The 19,374-nt window shown below is 65.9% G+C and carries 15 protein-coding genes; 10 read left to right on the forward strand and 5 right to left on the reverse strand.

The genetic code is table 11. From position 1 onward, the window contains the following. Positions 1-81: 81 nt before the first annotated feature. Together HF854_RS05355 and uvrA are read right to left on the reverse strand one after the other, a co-directional pair. Positions 82-2,163, reverse strand: a complete 2,082-nt coding sequence (locus tag HF854_RS05355; RefSeq protein ID WP_168935367.1) for an autotransporter domain-containing protein — start codon at positions 2,161-2,163, stop codon at positions 82-84. Positions 2,164-2,642: 479 nt separating this feature from the next. Then, a complete protein-coding gene (gene uvrA, locus HF854_RS05360; protein ID WP_168935368.1) occupies positions 2,643-5,573 on the reverse strand; it encodes an excinuclease ABC subunit UvrA in 2,931 nt (976 codons plus the stop codon). A 148-nt stretch (positions 5,574-5,721) separates the two neighbouring features. On the opposite strand from uvrA, the gene HF854_RS05365 reads away from it, so the two are divergent. After that, positions 5,722-6,360 (forward strand): hypothetical protein, encoded by a 639-nt coding sequence (locus HF854_RS05365; protein ID WP_168935369.1) that lies wholly within the window; start codon positions 5,722-5,724, stop codon positions 6,358-6,360. Between the two features lie 54 nt (positions 6,361-6,414). On the opposite strand, the gene HF854_RS05370 is transcribed toward HF854_RS05365, so the two are convergent. Beyond that, on the reverse strand, positions 6,415-7,005 hold the full coding sequence (locus tag HF854_RS05370; protein WP_168935370.1) for a TrmH family RNA methyltransferase: 591 nt from the start codon (positions 7,003-7,005) through the stop codon (positions 6,415-6,417). A 96-nt stretch (positions 7,006-7,101) separates the two neighbouring features. On the opposite strand from HF854_RS05370, the gene speG reads away from it, so the two are divergent. From speG to proC, 5 genes are all read left to right on the forward strand, one after another. Beyond that, a complete protein-coding gene (speG, locus tag HF854_RS05375; RefSeq protein ID WP_168935371.1) occupies positions 7,102-7,692 on the forward strand; it encodes a spermidine N1-acetyltransferase in 591 nt (196 codons plus the stop codon). Positions 7,693-7,838: 146 nt separating this feature from the next. Continuing rightward, complete coding sequence (locus HF854_RS05380; protein ID WP_168935372.1) at positions 7,839-9,266, forward strand: sodium:proton antiporter; 1,428 nt, start codon at positions 7,839-7,841, stop codon at positions 9,264-9,266. A gap of 345 nt (positions 9,267-9,611) precedes the next feature. Then, a complete protein-coding gene (locus HF854_RS05385; RefSeq protein ID WP_168935373.1) occupies positions 9,612-10,925 on the forward strand; it encodes a S41 family peptidase in 1,314 nt (437 codons plus the stop codon). A 26-nt stretch (positions 10,926-10,951) separates the two neighbouring features. After that, positions 10,952-12,220 (forward strand): divergent polysaccharide deacetylase family protein, encoded by a 1,269-nt coding sequence (locus tag HF854_RS05390; protein ID WP_346765646.1) that lies wholly within the window; start codon positions 10,952-10,954, stop codon positions 12,218-12,220. 66 nt (positions 12,221-12,286) lie between these two features. Then, positions 12,287-13,087 (forward strand): pyrroline-5-carboxylate reductase, encoded by an 801-nt coding sequence (proC, locus tag HF854_RS05395; RefSeq protein ID WP_168935374.1) that lies wholly within the window; start codon positions 12,287-12,289, stop codon positions 13,085-13,087. A gap of 104 nt (positions 13,088-13,191) precedes the next feature. Here the strand turns inward: proC and HF854_RS05400 are convergent, their stop codons facing one another. Beyond that, complete coding sequence (locus HF854_RS05400) at positions 13,192-13,965, reverse strand: AMIN domain-containing protein (RefSeq protein WP_168935375.1); 774 nt, start codon at positions 13,963-13,965, stop codon at positions 13,192-13,194. A 246-nt stretch (positions 13,966-14,211) separates the two neighbouring features. Between HF854_RS05400 and HF854_RS05405 the strand changes: the two genes are divergently transcribed. Continuing rightward, on the forward strand, positions 14,212-14,577 hold the full coding sequence (locus tag HF854_RS05405; protein WP_346765647.1) for a hydrogenase maturation nickel metallochaperone HypA: 366 nt from the start codon (positions 14,212-14,214) through the stop codon (positions 14,575-14,577). A gap of 71 nt (positions 14,578-14,648) precedes the next feature. Next, positions 14,649-15,302 (forward strand): hydrogenase nickel incorporation protein HypB, encoded by a 654-nt coding sequence (gene hypB / locus HF854_RS05410; protein WP_168935377.1) that lies wholly within the window; start codon positions 14,649-14,651, stop codon positions 15,300-15,302. Positions 15,303-15,551: 249 nt separating this feature from the next. On the opposite strand, the gene HF854_RS05415 is transcribed toward hypB, so the two are convergent. Then, positions 15,552-16,535, reverse strand: a complete 984-nt coding sequence (locus tag HF854_RS05415; RefSeq protein WP_168935378.1) for a peptidoglycan glycosyltransferase — start codon at positions 16,533-16,535, stop codon at positions 15,552-15,554. 256 nt (positions 16,536-16,791) lie between these two features. Here HF854_RS05415 and HF854_RS05420 point away from each other — a divergent pair, with 256 nt between their 5' ends. Together HF854_RS05420 and HF854_RS05425 are read left to right on the forward strand one after the other, a co-directional pair. After that, on the forward strand, positions 16,792-17,535 hold the full coding sequence (locus tag HF854_RS05420; RefSeq protein ID WP_240937668.1) for an SPOR domain-containing protein: 744 nt from the start codon (positions 16,792-16,794) through the stop codon (positions 17,533-17,535). Positions 17,536-17,841: 306 nt separating this feature from the next. Then, complete coding sequence (locus HF854_RS05425; protein ID WP_168935379.1) at positions 17,842-19,284, forward strand: 4Fe-4S dicluster domain-containing protein; 1,443 nt, start codon at positions 17,842-17,844, stop codon at positions 19,282-19,284. The last annotated feature ends 90 nt before the right edge of the window (positions 19,285-19,374 follow it).

Here is a 19,374-nt window from a genome sequence, read left to right on the forward strand (position 1 = left end):
CTATGCAAGAGGCCGGATGTGCTGCACATCCGGCCTCTTTTTATGTGTGCCCGCGGGAAGGCGCGGGCGATGCTCCTGCCATCAGAATTCCCAGACCAGGCGGGCCTGGCCGCCGATGCTCTGCCGGACACCCGCGGAACCTTCGAGCCCCAGGTCCACATGGAGGGAGCTGTGAGCGGGATCCCACTGCAAGCCTGCCATGAAGACGGCGCTGTCGCCGCGCATGGAGACCGAGGGTGCATCCACGCCGTGATTGCTCAGTTCCGTGCGGGCCGTGCCGTCGAATTCATGTTCCCAGGCCACGTCCGCGTAGGGACTGAAGCCCTGGAAAAGCTCATAGCTCAGGCGGGTGCCCACGCGGAGCAGGCAGGAATCCATGGGATCGAAGCGGAAATCCTCGCCCATGATGCTGATGTCCTGTCCATCCTGATGGTTCCAGAAAAAGCTGGCCCGGCTGTCCAGGCGCATGCGTTCCGTGGCCTGCCACTGGTAGCCGAGGCCGGCGAACAGGCCGTAGTAGGCCGTGGACGTATCGAAGTCGGCCGTCTGCTGGAGCACGCTGGCGATGTCCTGGCTCTGCCAGTCGCCATTGATCTGCCCCAGCCGCAGACCGGCCTGCGCGTACAGGCCGGACAAAAGGCCGGACGTCAGGTCGAAGCGGGCCATCAGGCCGCCGCCCGCGTAGCGGGCGTTGCCGGTGCCGCAGACGTCGCCTACGGAAAAGTCCTCGCGGGTGCCGATGCTGGCCTGGCCGTATTCGAAAAACGCGCCCAGCAGCAGGTCGCCCGCCTCGCCCGTGAAGCTCCGGGCCAGACCGGCAGCCAGTTCCAGACCGGTGCCGTCCGCCCGGCCATCGTTGCCGTAGCGTTCCGTACCGCCATGGATGGCCGCGAAGGGCATCCAGGCATCCTGTCCGGCAGCCGCCTTGCGGGCCTGCTCCAGGGCCGTGCCTTCCACCAGGCGCGCGCCCCGGTCGAGGGCCGCCATCTGGGCCACCCGGTACTGGTTGAAGGCCTTTATCTGCGGGTTGGCCCGCAAGCCGGTGATGGTCAGGTCGATGGAGTCACCGTTGCGCTGCATGCTGCCGTCGAAGAGCAGGGCGAAGCCCTTGGGCGCATCATGGACGGTACCGCCGTTACTCAGGGCCAGTTCATCGGCATGGATGCTGTTTATCAGCGTGTACCGGTCACCGATGCGCATGCCCTGGCCCCCCAGGGCCCCCAGAACGCGTACCGTACCACCCTGCAGGTCGCCCTCTTTTTGCTCGTTGCCCAGTGTCAGCAGGGTCTCTCCGGGCCGCATGCCGTTGGGTAGGGCAAGGTTGAGGTACTGGAAGGCCGCCACACGCCGGAGCGTGCCCTGCCAGCCCAGCAGGTTGAGGCTGTTGCCGCTGCCGGCAGCGGGCAGGGGGGAGACGTTCTGCCCCAGGCTGTCCGTGAGGGCGCTGCCAAAGACATAGCCGCCGATATGGCCGCCCGTGAGGGTGACGGCATTGTAGCGTGCGCCGTACTGTCCGCCGCTGCTGGCATAGACGATGCCGCCGACGATGTGATCCCTGATGCTGCCGCCGCTGACGAGAACAGCGTTGAAACTGGCGTCGGCTGTCCCGTTGGTCGTGGTGGCACTGCCGCCGGCGACGCTGGTAATGGAGCCGCCGGAGATGCTGACCAGGTTGTAACGGGCCGAGCCGTCAAGCAGACCTGACGCATGGCCGCCGACCACGGTACCGGTCGTGCCCCCCTTGATGATAACGAGATTGCTGTCGGCCAGGGCCTTGTCGCGGCCGCTGTCGGCATTGCCGCCCACGATATGGGAGACATCGCCGCCAATCTGGAGGACCGTATTGCTGTTGCTTCGGGCAAACATGGTGGCAAGGGCGGATCCGCCGTAGGCATTGTCACTGATGCGGCCGCCATTGACGACGATGCTGTTGTAGGCGGTGTCGGCGACGCCGCCGTAACACCAGCCGCCGAAGGTCTGCACGGCCTGACCGCCGTCATTGACGACCGTGCCGTAGCGGGCCCGGGCACTGTCGCCATAGGCCATGACGCCGTAGATATTGCTGTAGGCATCGCCCGCCCTGATCTGGGCGTGGTGGTTATGGGCCGTTCCGTCGAGGTCGGAGCCCGGTGCCGGACACGCGGGCAACAGGAGCAGGCACACAAGGCAGACCAGGGAGAGCGGGGAGAGGAATGACGGTCGTGGAGGAAGGAGAGCGCGGACATGGTGCCTCCTGGAGACACAGGGATTGATCCCGGAGCGGGAACGCATCCAGTATAGCACAGGAAAGGGGCGCTGCCTATGGATTGGTGGTGACGGAAGCGGGGCGGGACACTGCGGAAGAAAGAGAAAAAGGGATGGAGGATGTCCTGAAAAGTGGCGACGCTTGTTTTTGATGTTTATTGACTGATGAAATGATGCGGGGAACGGAAGGGGACATTCTGAAAAAAACTGCGCTCGAGGCAAAAGGAAATCGTCCGTATCTTTTGCAGGGCCATAAAAGAGGGAGAGCCTCTTGAAAGGCCTCCATGCATCCTTTTTCCTCCTCGCACTGGCCCATCCGGGGCCCGCAGCATCCGGCAGGACTGGAAGACGAAAAAGGCTGCCCGCAGGGGGCAGCCTTCGACATCAACGGGAGTCGTCTAACCGCGCCGTTTGAGGCGGTCGCGGCGTTCCTGCATCAGGAAGCGGCCGGTGACGGAATCGGGGTCGGCCACGATGGCCTCGGGCGTGCCCTGCGAGACCACGAGCCCGCCGTTCTCGCCGCCGCCGGGGCCCATGTCCAGCACGTGGTCGGCGGCCAGGATCATGTCCGTGTTGTGCTCGATGACCACCACGCTGGCGCCCTTGTCCACCAGAGCGTGCAGCACCTTGATGAGCTTGCCCACCTCGTGCATGTGCAGGCCGGTGGTGGGCTCGTCCAGGATGTAGAGCGTGCCCGGCAGGGAGCGCTTGCCCAGCTCGCGCGAGATCTTGATGCGCTGGGCCTCGCCGCCGGAAAGGGTGGTGGCGGGCTGGCCGAGACGCAGGTACTCCAGGCCCACCTCCTCAAGCACGGCCAGACGGCGCTCCAGCACGGGATAGTTCTCGAAGAAGGTACGGGCCTGCTGCACGGGCAGATCCAGCACTTCCGCGATGTTCAGGCCCTTGTAGCGCACTTCCAGGGTCTCGTGGTTGTAGCGGCGGCCCTTGCAGACATCGCAGGTCACGTAGACGTCGGGCAAGAAATGCATCTCCACCCGGATCTGGCCGTCGCCGCCGCAGGCCTCGCAGCGGCCGCCGCGCACGTTGAAGCTGAAGCGTCCGGGCTTGTAACCGCGCTTGCGGGCGTCGGGGGTCATGGCGAAGATGTTGCGGATCTCGTCGAAGACCTTGGTGTAGGTGGCCGGGTTGGAACGCGGCGTGCGGCCGATGGGCGTCTGGTCGATGGCCACGATGCGCTCGATGGGGCGGGCCCCCTCGCTGTAGCTCAGGCCGGCGATGGTGCCGGGCTGGTCCACGCGCTGGCCCAGGCTGATGGCCAGATGCTTGTACAACGTGTCCACCACCAGCGAGCTCTTGCCCGAACCGGACACGCCCGTGACACAGGTCAGCACGCCCAGCGGGAAGCGGCAGTCGATGCCGCGCAGGTTGTTGGTGGTCACGTTGTGCAGGGTCAGCCAGCCCTGGGGCTCGCGCCGTTCGTCGGGCAGGCTGATGCTGGCGTCGCCGCGCAGATAGCGGGCCGTGAGGGTATCGGCGCGCAGCAGTTGGGGCACGCTGCCCTGGAACATGATCTCGCCGCCCTGGGAGCCGGAACCGGGCCCCAGTTCGATGACCGTGTCGGCCGCGCAGATGGTGGCCTCGTCGTGCTCCACCACCAGCACGGTATTGCCGCGCTGCTGCAGGGAACGCAGGGTGCCCAGCAGGCGTTCGTTGTCACGCGGGTGCAGGCCGATGGAAGGCTCGTCCAGCACATAGGTCACGCCCACCAGACCGGAGCCCAGCTGGGAGGCCAGACGGATGCGCTGGGCCTCGCCGCCGGAAAGGGTGGCCATGGCCCGGCCCAGGGAAAGATATTCCAGACCCACGTTGCGCATGAAGGACAGACGGTGGGTCAGCTCCTTGAGCAGGGGCTCGGCCACCAGGGCGTGGCGGCCGTCGAAGTGCCGTCCTTCCAGCCATTGCAGGGCCCGTTCTACGGAAAGGGAACAGAACTGGGCGATGTTCAGGTCGTCCACGCGCACGGCCAGGGCCTCGGGCTTGAGACGGGCGCCGTGGCAGTCCGGGCAGTCCGTGGACTGGCGGAAGCGGGCCAGGATCTCGCGCCAGGCCTCGCCGTACTGCATGCCTTTTTCCAGCAGCGGGATGACGCCGGGCCAGCGCTCCTCGCTGACCTTCACGTCGGCGGCGCGTCCGGCAAAAAGTTCGCTCTGGTAGTCGCCCGTGGCATCCATGGCCACGTTGCCGCCCATCCAGTTGCGGCGCAGGCCGCTGCTGTGCGCGGCGGGGCGGCCCTTTTCGTCCTCGCCGTAGAACAGGCAGGCCAGGGCCGCGTCGGAAAAGTCCTCCAGCGGCGTGGAGAGCGTGAAGCCGTGGCGCTCGCCCAGGGCGCGCAGGGCGGGCTCGTAACGCTGGAAGTGTTTGCTCTCGGCCCAGGGCAGCAGGGCCCCGGTATTGAGGGAAAGGCCCCGGTTGGGCGCGATGAGGCGGGGCTCGAAATAGTCCACGGTGCCCAGGCCCACGCAGCGGGGACAGGCCCCCTGCGGGCTGTTGAAGGAAAAGAGCTGCGGGCTGGGCGCGGGCAGGGAGATATGGCAGTGCGGACAGACCGAGGTGGTGGAATGGATGATGTCCCGTTCCCCTTCGGGCCTGTCGGGCAGGTGGACGGTCAGGCGGCCTTCGCCGTAGCGCAGGGCCAGCTCCACGGAATCGGCCAGGCGGCCGCGGATGCCGTCCTTGTTGACCAGGCGGTCCACCACCAGGTCGATGCTGTGCTTCTTGTTCTTGTCCAGGGCGGGCACGTCGTCCAGGGTGTGGAAGGTGCCGTCCACACGCACGCGGGCGAAGCCTTCGGCGCGCAGCTTTTTGAACTTGTCCTGATGGGTGCCTTTTTGCAGTTCCACCAGCGGCGCCATGACCATGAACTTGCTGCCCTGGGGCAGGGCCATGATGTCGGTGATGATCTCGTCGGCGGAGCGGGCCTCGATGGGGCGGCCGCAGGAGGGACAGTACATGCGGCCCAGACGGGCGAAGAAGACGCGCAAAAAGTCGTGGATCTCCGTCACCGTGCCCACGGTGGAACGGGGATTGCGCGAGGTGCTCTGCTGTTCCAGCGAGATGGCCGGGGAAAGGCCCTCGATCTTCTCCACGTCCGGCTTGTCCATCTGGGGCAGGAACTGCCGGGCATAGGCCGAAAGGGATTCCACATAGCGGCGCTGGCCCTCGGCATAGACGATATCGAAGGCCAGGGTGGACTTGCCGGAACCGGAGGGCCCGCAGACCACCACCAGCTCGTCGCGGGGGATGTCCAGGCTGATGTCCTTGAGGTTGTGCTGCCGGGCTTTTTCGATATGGATGCAGGGATTGTTCATGGGCTGTTATGTAAGCGTGGCGACGCTGTTTGGCAAGAGGGATTCCTGATAAGCGCCGGGAAAAACGGCCCGGAGCGATGGACAAAGGACGGGGAAGGCCGTATAAAATTTTTGACGAGCCGGGACAGTGTCGCGGCAAGGGGGAGTTATGCGTGTTTTTTTCTGTCTGCTGATGCTCATGCTGCTGAGCCCGTCCGCGGGCCTGGCGCAGGAGAGCGCGCTCACCGCCCGCGAGGCGTTCGGCGCCCTGCCCACGAGCATTTTTGAAAATACGGCCGAAGGCCTTGAGGACGAGGACAAACAGCAGCTGCTGGAAAAAGGCCAGAGCGAGTTCTGGGAATTGGCCGGCGAGAGCCGGGACGTGATCGTGTTCCGGGCGCTGCCCTTCCGCGACAGCGGTGTGGCCCTGCGTCTGTTCCGGGACGCTGACGACGGTTCGGCCGTGGCGGCCATCGGCACGCTGGGCACCGAGCTGTGCACGGTGGAGCTGTGGCGCGTGGACGCCTCGGGGCGCACGGTGCCCGTGGACGTGCCGCAGGAGCCGGACATCCAGGAATTTTTTGCCAAGGGCCAGCCCGTGCCCGACGATGTGAACCCCTCGGTGCTCATCTGCCTGGGCATGGGGGGCCTGCGCGCGCACCCCGTGTTCTGGAACAAGACCGGCATGCTCTACCTGCCGCTGGCCAACGAGATCGGCTACCGCTGGGACGGGCACCGCTTCCAGAAGGTGGTCAGGCCGCATGCGGAGGGCAGCGGCGAGCCCGCCGACGGGCTGGATATCGAATAATGGACGAAGGGGGCACCCGACAGGGCGCCCCCTTTTCGCATCTTGCGGGACAGTCTATTTTTCCAGCCACAGGGCCAGGCGGCGTTCCAGCTCGTCGGGCTCCAGGCGGGGGCTGTCGTAGAAGCCGGCGGCCTCGCGCTGGCGGCAGGCTTCGGACAGGATGATGGCCGAGGCCACCGAGACGTTGAAGCTCTGGATCATGCCGTACATGGGGATGTAGAGCTCACCGTCGGCCATGCTGATGAGTTCCTCGTTGACGCCGCTGTGTTCGTTGCCCATGATGATGGCCGTGGGACGGGTGAAGTCCCAGGTGCGCAGCGGCTTGGCCGTGGGCGTGAAGGTGGTGGCCAGGATCTGCATGTTCTGGGCACGCAGGCTGGTCTCCAGCTCTTGACGGTCGCGGTGGCGCACGCTCTCCACCCATTTGCGGGCCGAGGCCGAGGTCTTGCGGCCCAGCACGGGGAAGGGCGTGTCGGTATAGTACAGGTGCACCTTGTCCACGCCGAAGGCGTCACAGGAACGGTAGATGGCCGAGACATTGTGCGGGTCATGGATATTGGCAAGCACAAGGGTCAGGTCGGGCTGACGGTGGGCAAGCACCGAGCCCAGACGCGCCCTGCGCCGGGGAGTGGGGTCCTTGGGCATAGCATCCTCGTTGTTGGTGGAATTCGCCGGAAATCTGGCAGAAAAACGCCGTTCCCGCAAGCCTTGGTCTTGCGGCGCGCGGCAGGGAGTCTCAGCATGGAAACTGGCAGGGAAGCATCGGCCGCCATCCGCATCCGGCCGCTGGAACGGGAAGACCTCAAATTCGTGCACGGCCTGGACAACAACGCCAACGTCATGCGCTACTGGTTCGAAGAGCCCTACGAGGCCTTCGTGGAACTGCAGGACCTGTACAACAAGCACATCCATGACCAGAGCGAGCGCCGCTTCATCGTGGACCATCAGGGCCAGAACGTGGGCCTGGTGGAGCTGGTGGAGATCGACTACATCCACCGCCGGGCCGAGTTCCAGATCATCATCGACCCGGCCTGGCAGAACCACGGCTTTGCCACGGCGGCGGCCAAGCTGGCCATGGCCTACGCCTTCGACGCGCTCAACCTCTACAAGCTCTACCTCGTGGTGGACAACGAGAACGTGCGCGCCATCCACGTCTATTCCAAGCTGGGCTTCCAGGCCGAGGGCGTGCTCATCCACGAGTTCTTCGCCAACGGCGCCTACCACGACGCCACGCGCATGTGCATCTTCCAGCACGAATACCGCAGCCTTTACGGCAGCGACAGCGGCCCGGCCGCGGCCCTGCCCGGGGACGGCCCGGACCCCGTCAGGTAAGCCGGATTTTGCGAAATGTTCATCCTGCGCCAAGAGGGAGCATTTTCATTGCAAAAAACGTGGAAATGGCGTAAAATTGAGAAGTTTTCATAATGTATCACAATGTTTTCTCTTGTGATATTTTATACTGACTTGAGGAGAATTCCATGTTGAAACGCTGGTCCCTGCCTCTTGCCCTGCTGACCGTGCTGGCGCTTCCCGTGCTGGCCATGGCCTCCGAAGGGCATCCGAGCATCCCCGGTGCGGAACTGTCCGCGGTCTGGGTCATTCCTTTCGTATGCATGCTGCTGTCCATCGCCATCATGCCGCTAGCCCTGCCGCATATCTGGCATCATCACTTCGGCAAGATCTCCGTCTTCTGGGGCCTTGCCTTCCTGATTCCCTGTCTGGTGGTCTACGGCTTCAACGTGGCCTTCTATGAATTCCTCCATGCCATCCTGCTGGAGTACATCCCCTTCATCGTGCTGCTGTTCGCCCTGTTCACCGTGGCCGGCGGCGTGCGCCTGAAGGGCTCGCTGGTGGGCACCCCCGTGGTCAACACCGGCATCCTGGCCGTGGGCACCATCCTGGCCAGCTGGATGGGCACCACCGGCGCCGCCATGCTGCTGATCCGCCCCCTGCTGCGCGCCAATGCCCACCGCAAGTACCGTGTGCATTCCGTGGTCTTCTTCATCTTCCTGGTGGCCAACATCGGCGGCTCCCTGACTCCCCTGGGCGACCCGCCGCTGTTCCTGGGCTACCTGAAGGGCGTGAGCTTCTTCTGGACCACCACCAACCTGTTCGTGAAGACCTGCTTCATGTCCCTGGCCCTGCTGGGCATCTACTTCGTGCTCGATACCGTCCTGTACGGCCGTGAAGGTCGCCCCCAGCCCCCGCATGATCCCAACAAGGTGGAAGAAAAGCTGGGCCTCGACGGCTCCATCAACCTGCTCTTCCTGCTGGGCATCGTGCTCTGCGTGCTGGTTTCCGGCATGATCGACCTCGGCGAAGCCATCAACATCCACGGCGTGGGCATCGATGGCCAGAACCTGCTGCGCGACATCCTGCTGCTCTGCCTGGCCGGCCTGTCCTGGAAGTTCACCACCCGCCAGTGCCGTGAACTCAACGGCTTCTCCTGGGCCCCCATCGAAGAAGTGGCCAAGCTCTTCCTGGGCATCTTCCTGAGCATGATCCCCGCCCTGGCCATCCTGCGTGCCGGTACCGACGGCGCCCTGGCCGGTGTCATCAACATGGTCTTCCATGACGGCGAGCCCGTGAACTACATGTTCTTCTGGCTGACCGGCGCCCTGTCCAGCTTCCTGGACAACGCGCCCACCTACCTGGTGTTCTTCAACACCGCCGGCGGCGACCCCGTGCACCTGATGACCGACATGGCGCCCACCCTGGCCGCCATCTCCGCCGGTGCCGTGTTCATGGGCGCCAACAGCTACATCGGCAACGCCCCCAACTTCATGGTGCGTTCCATCGCCGAAGAACAGGGCGTGGCCATGCCCAGCTTCTTCGGTTACATGGCCTGGTCCGTGGGTATCCTGATCCCGCTGTTCCTGATCCTGACCTGGCTGTTCTTCATCTAGGCCCTGCGCCTTTGCGATCCCAGGGGCTGCCCGGCAACGGGCGGCCCCTTTTTTTTGCGCCAGCCTGCGGGGCCGGGAGCGGGGGGCGGTACTTTTTTCGGCATGCATCTGCGGGCCGCCCCTGTCCATGGCGTACCTGCCGGGTTGCCGTGGTCCCCGGCCGCCGTCATGCCGGTACGGCGGCCTTCCTCCTCCGGGGCTGGCCGCGGCCCCGGCCGTCATTGCTTTTTGACCTGAAAAAGGTAACTATGGCCGCTCCGCAGGCGGCCCGGCAAGGCTGCGTGCCTGCCCCGCCGGTTCCGGCAGGAGCCCCTGCGTCCGTATGATCTTTTCGGGAGGCAATCCATGCGAGCTCTTTTCCGTTTGACCGTTTTCCTTTGCGTGCTGGCCCTCTGCTGCCCGCTGGGAGCCACCGCTGCCGCCAAGGCCGACAAAGACAAGGTCGAGGAAGATTTCGAAGCCCTGCGCCGCTTCAGCCAGGTGCTGGATCTGGTGAACCGTTATTATGTGAAGGACGTGAACCAGGGTGAACTGCTGGACGGTGCCCTCAAGGGCATGCTGCAGGGCCTGGATCCGCACTCCACCTTCATGACGCCTGAAGAACACAAGGAGATGCAGGAGACCACCTCAGGCGAGTTCACCGGCATCGGCATCGAGATCACGGTGGAGAACGGCCAGGTGACCGTGGTGACCCCCATCGAGGACACGCCCGCCTATCGTGCCGGCCTGCAGTCCGGGGACGTCATCCTGACCATCAACGGCCAGCCCACGCAGGAACTGAGCCTGCAGGACGTGGTCTCGCGCATCCGCGGCCCCAAGGGCACGGAAGTGGAGCTGGGCATCCTGCACAGCACCTCCAAGTCGCCCAAGACCATCCGGGTCAAGCGTGAGGCCATCCCGCTGGTCAGCGTGAAGTCCAAGCCGCTGGAAGACGGCTACTACTGGATCCGCCTCACCCGTTTCTCCGGCCGCACCGACGAGGACCTGCGCGACGCCCTCAAGAAGGCCACCCGCGAATGCGCCAAGACCGGCGGCCTCAAGGGCATCGTGCTCGACCTGCGCAACAATCCCGGCGGTCTGCTGGACCAGGCCGTGAGCGTTTCCGACATGTTCCTGAGCAAGGGCACCATCGTGTCCATCCAGGGCCGCGGCCCCGTGCCGGAGCGCATCTATGAGGCCAAGGACCAGGCCGGGGACATCGACGTGCCCGTGGTGGTGATCATCAACGCCGGTTCGGCCTCGGCCTCCGAGATCGTGGCCGGTGCCCTGCGCGACCAGAAGCGCGCCCTGATCATCGGCGAACGCTCCTTCGGCAAGGGCTCGGTGCAGAACATCATCCCCCTGTCCGACGGCTCGGCCCTCAAGCTGACCGTGGCCCTGTACTATACGCCCAGCGGCAGCTCCATCCAGGCCGAGGGCATCGTGCCCGACCTGGAGATCCCCTTCGAGCGCCCGCGTGAAGAAGATGCCGACGAGCCCCGCATCCTGCTGCGCGAGCAGAACCTGAGCGGCCATCTGGAGAACGCCGATGGCGGCAAGAAGGCCACGAGCAGCAAGAAGCGTGACGATGCCGCGGAACAGCTGGCCCGCGACAACCAGCTGCGCATGGCCCTGCAGCTGGTCAAGGGCCTGCCCCGCATCCAGGAGATCCGGCGCTAGGTCTGCGTCCGGCGCGGAGGGAACCTGTGCGCTTGCCTTTCTTACATCCCGGCCCCCCGAGCGGCGACGATCACGACGGCCTCTCCGGGGGGCCGTGTGCGTCGACCCGCCTGCTGGTGGGCGGTTTACTGTGGTTCTGCCTGTGTCTGGGCCTGTCCCTGTGGCTGGCCTCCCGGGAGGGAGGCGCCGTGCTGGTGGCCGAGGACGGGCAGCCCGTGCTGGCCACCGGTGACTGGTTGCGGCACCGGGACCGTCTGGACGATCTGATGCGCCAGACCCTGTCCCGGGTCATGCCCGGCTGCCGTCTGCTGACCATGCCCGGCTTTTCGGAACAGGAGGCCCGGCATTACCGTGTGGAAGGGGACGGCGCTCCCCTGCGTCTGGCCCTGGCCCTGCAGGAGTGTCTGTGCCAGGAGGCCCTGCGTACCGGCCCTGACGGCGAGCGCCTGCTGGCCGATGACGTCCCCATGCCGCAACTGCGCTGGACGGACGACGGGGTGCTGGAAGCCGATGTGAACGGCCGCACCTGCCTCGTCCTGCATTTCCCCGGCTGGGAGACCATGCTGGCCACGCTTTCCCGGCCCATGCCCGAACCTGCTCTGGTGCTGGTGATCGACGACATGGGCCAGAAGCTGGAGCCCGCGGAGCAGCTGGCCAGCCTGCCGTTCCCCGTGGCCCTGGCCCTGTGGCCCCATGCCGCTGCCCGCCGTCCGGTGCAGCAGGTGGCCCGGGACATGGGGCTGGACGTCCTGCTGCACATGCCCATGGAGGCCATGCCCCGCAAGAACGGTACCGCGCCCAATCCGGGCCCCGGAGCGCTGGAGACGGACATGGACGCCTATGCCATGGAACACGCTCTGGACAAGGCGCTGGCGCAGGTGCCCACGGCCCTGGGTTTCAACAACCATATGGGTTCCGGGTTCACCGGACGGCGCGATGCCTGCCGCATGCTGGCCGGTCTGGCCTACGGGCGCGGCCTGTTCGTGCTGGACAGCGTCACCCGCGGCAACAGCCAGCTGGAGACCAGCATGGTTCGCCAGGGCATCGTCACGGCCAGCCGCCATGTTTTTCTGGACGATCCCCAGGGCACGGACAAGGTGCTGGCCGCGCTGGACAAGGCCGCCCGCCTGGCCCGCAAGCAGGGCATCGCCATCGCCATCGGGCATCCGCACGCCTCGACCCTGCGGGCTCTGGAGCGCTGGGAGAACCGCGAGGGCGTGGCCGTGGTGCCCCTGCGGCGCTACGTCTGGCATCTGGCCCAGCTGCGGGCCGGACAGTTCGGCAAGCCGGAGTGATCTTTCCGGGAGCGTCTGGAGCGCTTCCCGGCTGACAGCCGCCTGTGGCGGTGATGGAGAACGAACATGAGCATGAGCATCGGTTGTGTGGGTTGCGGCAACATGGGCGGGGCCATTCTGGCCGGTCTTGCCGCTTCTTCCTTGGACTGCACCCTGTATGGCCATACGCGCACGGCGGCACGCATGGCGCCTCTGGAAGCGGCGGGCGTCACCCGTCTGGATTCGGCCCGCGAGCTGGCCCGCAAGGCCCGCTATGTGGTCATGGCCGTCAAACCCTACCAGATCGAGGCCCTGCTGGCCGAGATGGCGCCCGAGTTCGGGCCCGACACGGTGGTGATCTCCGTGGCGGCGGGCATCAGCATCGCACGTTTGCAGGCGGCCGTGGCCGGACGCTGCCCCGTGGTGCGCTGCATGCCCAATACGCCCGCGCTGGTGGGCAAGGGCGTGTTCGCCCTGTGCTTCGACGACAAGGTCCCGGCGGAGAGCAAGGAAGACATCCTGCGCTTCTTCAGCCAGCTGGGCGTTTGTCTGGAGCTGCCGGAGTCCCGCTTCACGGCCTTCTCGGCCCTCATCGGCGCCGGGCCTGCCTATGTGTTCGGCATGATGCAGGGACTGGTGCAGGCCGGTGTCACCCTGGGCCTGGGCCGCAAGGAATGCCGCGATATGGTGGCGGCCCTGTTCGAAGGTTCGGCCGTCATGGCGGCCCGCAGCGACACGCCGCTCATGGAATTGCGCGACCAGGTATGCTCGCCCGGCGGCCTGACCATCGCCGGGGTCAATGTCCTCGACAGGGCGGGACTTTCCGGCCTGCTGGTGGATGCGGTGCTGGCCGCTGACGAACGCGGCAGGGAAATGGAAAAGGAATAAAAGAAGGGGAGGCGAAAGCCTCCCTTTTTCAGTTATGAAAAACGGCAGGATCTCCGGAAGGTCCTGCCGTTTTTTGCCGTTTTTTATCGCTATGCTGCGAGAAGTTACTTGGTCTTGTCCAGACGGATGTCCAGGCGCTTCTTGCCCTTGGTCAGGATGTAGCGCGTCTTGGCCTTGGCGTGCAGGTCGATGACGATGCGGGTGTCGCTGCCCTTCTTGCCCAGGCGCACGTCCTTGACCATCTCGCCCTTGGGCACACCGGGTTCGCTGAGCTTCCAGGTGCCGTGCAGATCCACCACCACGCGGGAGGGGCTGGTCAGCTCCAGATGCTTGAAGCGGATGGGGGACGAGGCGTCCAGGCGGATGGTGGCGCCGCCGTCACGCACGAAGACCACGAAGTTGGTGATGGTCTGGTTCTTGGGCGCGGGGGCCGCCTTGCGGGGCGCGGGCTGGGGCTTGGGAGCGGGCTTTTCCGCCTTCTTCACTTCCGCCGGGGCGGCGGGAGCCGCAGGAGCGGCCGCCGGGGCTTTTTCGTCATGGGCGGCAGCGGTGAGCGGGGTCGTGCCCGGACTTGCGGGGGCAGGGCTTTCCGCCGTGGCGGGCGTTTCCTCTCCTGTCTCGAAGGCAAAGCCGCGCTCCACGGCAGCGGGAGAAGGCTTGACCCCGGCAGCGGCCAGCTTTTCACCATCGGCAGGCGTGCCGGGCGTCACGGGCAGGGAGGGCTGGGCAACGGGCGGCGCGGGCTTCACAGGGGCGGAGACGCTGTTGTCGGCCGGGACCGGGGCGTCGCCGGACTGCCCCATGCGCGTGTTGAGCAGGATGAGCAGCAGGCCAAGGATGATGACCGCGAGGACTATCCAGAGAAAGATCTTGTTCATGCCAGTAGGCTCCTGTGCCTTTGGGCCGGATGTCCGCCGGAAAGTGCCCGGCGGAAGATCGCGCGTGGCGGTTCATGATGCGCGTGTCACGGCGGCGGGGCAAAAGGCCTTCCGGGCCGGGGCATGCCATGAGGCCCCATATGCAGGCACGGCTAAACTCTACATGATTTGTGCCGAATGGCAAGATTTGCCAAATCCCTTTACGCGCCGGGGGCTTTGCGCTAGCATCGGCGCACTATGCACGAAATGTCCATCGCACAAAGCATCCTGGACATAGCTCTGGAAGAGATCGCCAAACAGGGCTGTGACCGGCTCGACCTCATCCGTGTGGAATGCGGCGCCCTGGCCGGCGTGGTGCCGGACTCGCTGCAATTCTGCTTCGAGGCCCTGGTGCAGGGCGGGCCGCATGCGGCCGCCCGGCTCGAACTGGTGACCATCCCCCTGTTGTTGCGCTGCTCCACCTGCGGGCAGACCTTCGGCGGCGAGGGGCAGGAAGCCCTCTGGCAGCCGTGTCCGGCGTGCGGCGCCCTGGCAGGCCACACGGTGGTACAGGGCAAGGAGCTGCAGATCTGTCATCTGGAAGCCTCCGTCAGCGGGGGCCAGGATTCATAAACCGACGGCCTGCGGCCATGCTGCCGCCAGGCGGGCCCTGAGGAAAAGGGCCGGAGTTCCGGGAGGAAACGATGCAAATTCCTGTGGTGCGCAACGTTCTGGAAGCCAATGAGAAGATCGCGGCCAGCGTGCGCGAGAAGCTGCGTGAGCGCAAGATCCTGGCCCTGAACCTGATCTCGTCGCCGGGCGCCGGCAAGACGACCCTGCTGGAACGCACCCTGCATGACCTGGCCGGCGAGTTCCGCATGGCCGTCATCGAAGGCGACCTGCAGACCGACAACGATGCCCGCCGCGTGGCGGCCACGGGCGCCCAGGCCGTGCAGATCAACACCGACGGCGGCTGCCACCTGGACAGCAACATGATCATGACGGCCATGGAGAGCCTGGATCTGGACGGCGTGGACATCCTGTTCATCGAGAACGTGGGCAACCTGGTCTGCCCCGTGGAATTCGACTGCGGCGAAGACGCCAAGGTGGCCCTGCTGAGCGTGACCGAAGGCGACGACAAGCCCGAAAAGTATCCCCTGCTGTTCAACCTGGCCAAGGCCATGGTGCTGAACAAGGTGGACCTGCTGCCCTATGTGGACTTCGACCGCGAACGGGCGCGGGATTTCGCCACCCGCCTCAACAAGGAACTGGCCGTGTTCGAGGTCTCCTGCCGTGACGGTTCCGGCCTGGAAGGCTGGTACCAGTGGCTGCGCGACATGCGCGCCGGCAAGCTGTAAGCCTGGCCCGCATCTTTGGAATGCAAACGCCCCCTGCAAAGGGGGCGTTTTGTTTTTCCGGCGGGCCGCGGGGAAGGAGGGGCGTACGGGCCGTTCGTCCGGTCGCTGTTCACCGTGGCAGCACGATGGAAGGCTGCCCTCGCGGCATGTCGTCTGGTTGGGGGACCTGTCCGCCCTGCACGATGGCGCAAAAAAGGCCTCCTTCCCGGATGGGAGCGGAGGCCCTTTGGGCAGGTTCGTCCGTATCTGCTAGAACGAGGCGCTGTACGCGGTCATGTCCACGATGAGGGTGGCGGTGGGACGGCGCACGGTGATGGTGAACAGCTGTACGTCCTTGCGGGGGGTATCGCTGATGAGGTCGGGCAGCATGTCGCCGGGGGCCATCATGATGCAGGCGTCACCGCGCGGGGCGTTCATGAGCATGCCCAGAGCCATGTGCAGGATCTCCATCTGGCGCTTCTGGTCAGCCACGGGCATCTCGGTGAAATTCATGTCCAGGCCCGGCAGCTCGGCCTGCCAGGGGCGGTAGCCCATGTTGTAAAGGCTGGCCAGCAGGGCGTCCAGGCGCTGGTCGCTGAGCTTCTGGCGCAGTTCCACATGCTCCAGCACCTCGCCGCCGGCCTTGACCGGGAAGGCTTCCACATTGTCATCGCCGGGGGTGTAGGGCGTCAGGCGGGCGGCCCAGACCATGTCGGCAAAGCCCAGGCTGGTCAGCACGGCGCCGCCGTCATCGCGCAGGGGGTCCTTTTCCAGCAGGGCGCAGGCGTCCTTCATCAGCATGCCGGGCCGGAATTTGCTCAGGGCGCAGACGGGCCGGGCATCTTCTGCGGGCAGCAGGGATTTTTCCGTGCCGTTGACGTGGCTGATCTTGCCGTCAAGGCCGCGGACCAGCAGGCAGGGATGGTGTTCGCCGCACAGGGTCAGGCTCTGGACGCTGGCCAGGCGGACCTTGTTGAAGTCCCACAGATACAGGCCCATATCCATGCGCAGGTCGGCGGTGCCGCCGGGATTGAGCAGCTGGTCTTCACCGCCGGGCAGGAGGTCGAGACGGGCATAGTTGGCCTGGTTGCCCACAGTGAAGCGGATGCTCAGCAGCTCTTCGGCGCTTTCGTTGCGGATGGTCAGGCTTTTTTCGTCTTCCGGGGTGTCCCTGGTCGCGAAGGCCGGGGAGGACGCGAGCAGGGAGACGAACACAAGGGTCAGAAAAACAAGCAGACGGCAGGGATGGAACATGTCGGACCTCGTCAGGTTGCAGTCCCGAAGGGCTGGGACGGCACGTCGGCCGTAGTTGGCAGGATCGGACCGCACAGCAGCGTGCGGCATGCTGTAGGTGTAGCAAAGGCCCGCCGGGGCCGCAAGGCATTACAGGCGGAAGGGCGGAGGAGCGGGAGAGGAGGGGCCTTTACGCTGCCCGTCCCGGCTGGTATAGGAATCAGTCGGGCGGGACTGTCCGCCTTTTTCCCAACACGCCGTTTTCCAAGGAGCCGCCATGTCTTCGTCCCGCCGTGCGCAGGATACTTCCCAGCAGACGCCCGCCGCAGGGCTGAAAGTGACCCTGCCGGTCCTGGTGACGGCCAGCGTGCTTTTTTTGGCGGCCCTCGTGCTGGCGTATCTTGGCGGTGTGATGACAGGCCGTGCCCAGTGGGCCAGCAGCCTTGAGGAATCCCGTGCGGCCCTGGCCGCGGCGGCCGCCACGGATGGGGAAAAGGAAGAGAGCGCCGCCGTGGGCGAAGCCCAGACGGCCGCTGATGCCGGGAACACAGAGGATGCCCTGGTCGAAGCCTCGGTGCTGGCGGCCTCGGAGCTGCGTTTTTCCCGTGCCCTGCGTGCCGAGCCCGGCGCGCGTCTGGAGCCTGTTTCGCCGCCGTTGCCGGCTGCCCAGGCCCCCAAACCTGCAGCGGCAGGGGCCCCCGCCTATCCGCCCATGCCTCCGGGCATGCAGCCTGCCGTGCCCGCGGGGGAAAAGGCGCCGCCGCCAACGCCCACCGACATATATGATTTCGTCTTCCAGCTGGGGGCCTTCCGCGATCCCGGCATCGTGGACGATTTGCGCCAGCGTCTGGAAGGGCGCGGCCTGCGCACCCGCATGGAGCGCAGCGGCAAGCTCTATCTGGTGATGGTGGTCATGCGCGGTACGGACGACCGTGCCCGCGAGGTGGAAGCCATCGCCCAGGACATGCACCTGGGCAAACCGCTCATGCGCAGCCGCAAGCCCGTCCCCGGTCGCCGCTAGCGGCGGATGCGGGCATTTTTCCCGGCTCGAGGGGCGTTGGGCTCCTTCTTGTAATATGTGAAAATATTCGCTATTATTGCAAATCTTGTTTGTTTAATTAAACAGTCATCCCGGGACGGCACCCTGCCGTGCATCCTTCTTCCCGTGCGCGGCGGCCAGCCTCCCGGCCCCGTGCGTCCGGGGAGCCGCTCCTGTCCTGTCGCGCCTGTTCGAGGCGCCTGTCCCTGGTGCCGGATGTCCCGGCCATCGCCATTTGCCTGTCTTCGGACGAACATCCTATCGGACGTTCCACCGCAAGGAGAGACCATGCCCGCTACCAAGACTGACAACATGTTGAGTTCGCTGCGCCTCGGCGTCATCGAACGTCTGGCCCTTTCGTTCTGGGCCGGGACCCTGCCGGAAGACGTGGACCGCATCCCCCTGCTGATGCGCCCGCGCGGCAGCGAGATCATGAGCCGCTGCTGCATCTACAAGGACCGCGCCATCCTGCGCGAACGCCTGCGTGCCGCCATGGGCTTCCGCCTCGAAGACGAGACGGACGACTCCATCCCCCTGCGCACCTATGCCGAAGAGGCCCTGGAGCGCAAGGAGCCCAACTGGCCCATCCTGACGGTCTGTGACATCGCCTGCCAGGGCTGCATGCGTGCCCGTTACTATGTGACCGACGCCTGCCAGGGCTGCGTGGCGCGTTCCTGTATCGGCAGCTGCCGCTTTGGGGCCATCTCTTTCTCGCGCGGCCGCTCCACCATCGACCCCGAAAAGTGCCGCAACTGCGGCATGTGCATGGACGCCTGCCCCTACCATGCCATCGTGCGCCTCAATGTCCCCTGTGAGGCGGCCTGTCCGGTGCGCGCCATCCACAAGGGCAACAAGGGCCGCGCCGAGATCGACTTTGAAAAGTGCACCAGCTGCGGCCGCTGCATGCGCGCCTGCCCCTTCGGTGCGGTCATGGAGCGCAGCGAAGTGCTGCCCGTGCTCCGTGCCCTGGCCAGCGGCCGCCATGTGACGGCCCTCATGGCCCCGGCCATCGTGGGCCAGTTCCCCGGCGGCCCGGCCCGCATCGTCACGGCCCTGCGCCGTCTGGGCTTTAGCGACGTCATGGAAGTGGCCCTGGGCGCCGACGTCACCTCGCAGCGTGAGGCCGCGGAATTCGTGGAACGCATGGAACGCGGCGACACCTTCATGACCACCTCCTGCTGCCCGGCCTATGTGGAAGCCGTGCGCCGCCACGCGCCCGAGCTCCTGCCCCATGTGTCCGAGACCGCCACGCCCATGCATTATACGGCCGAGATTGCCCGCGAGCGCCATTCCGACACCGTGACGGTCTTCATCGGCCCCTGCGTGGCCAAGCGCCAGGAAGGCCTGCACGACGAGATGGTGGACTACGTGCTCACCTTCGAAGAAGTGGGCGCCCTGTTCAATGCCCGCGGCATCGTGGTGGAAGAGTGCGAAGAGCACGGGCTGGAGCGCCCCAGCAACGAGGCGCGCGGCTATGCCATCGCGGGCGGCGTGTCCGCCGCTGTGGAAAAGCGGGTGGGCGACCGCTTCGAGGTGCGTCCCGTGGCCATCAACGGCCTTTCTCCCCAGGGCCTCAAGAAGCTGCAGTCCTTCGTCAAGGGCGGCTGCCCCGGCAACCTGGTGGAAGTCATGACCTGCGTGGGCGGCTGCGTGGGCGGCGCCGGTGTGGTGATGCCCGCCGCCAAGGGCGCCAAGGCCGTGGAGAACTTTGCCACCAAGGGCAAGGTGTAACCGGGGGCCAGGTCCCCGTTGCCCGTGACCTGCCGTCGCTGACGGGACGCCCGTCCGGACCGGCGGCAGGCAGATGACGACGCTCTGTGC

The organism is Desulfovibrio piger (assembly GCF_012843875.1).
GTDB lineage: Bacteria > Desulfobacterota > Desulfovibrionia > Desulfovibrionales > Desulfovibrionaceae > Desulfovibrio.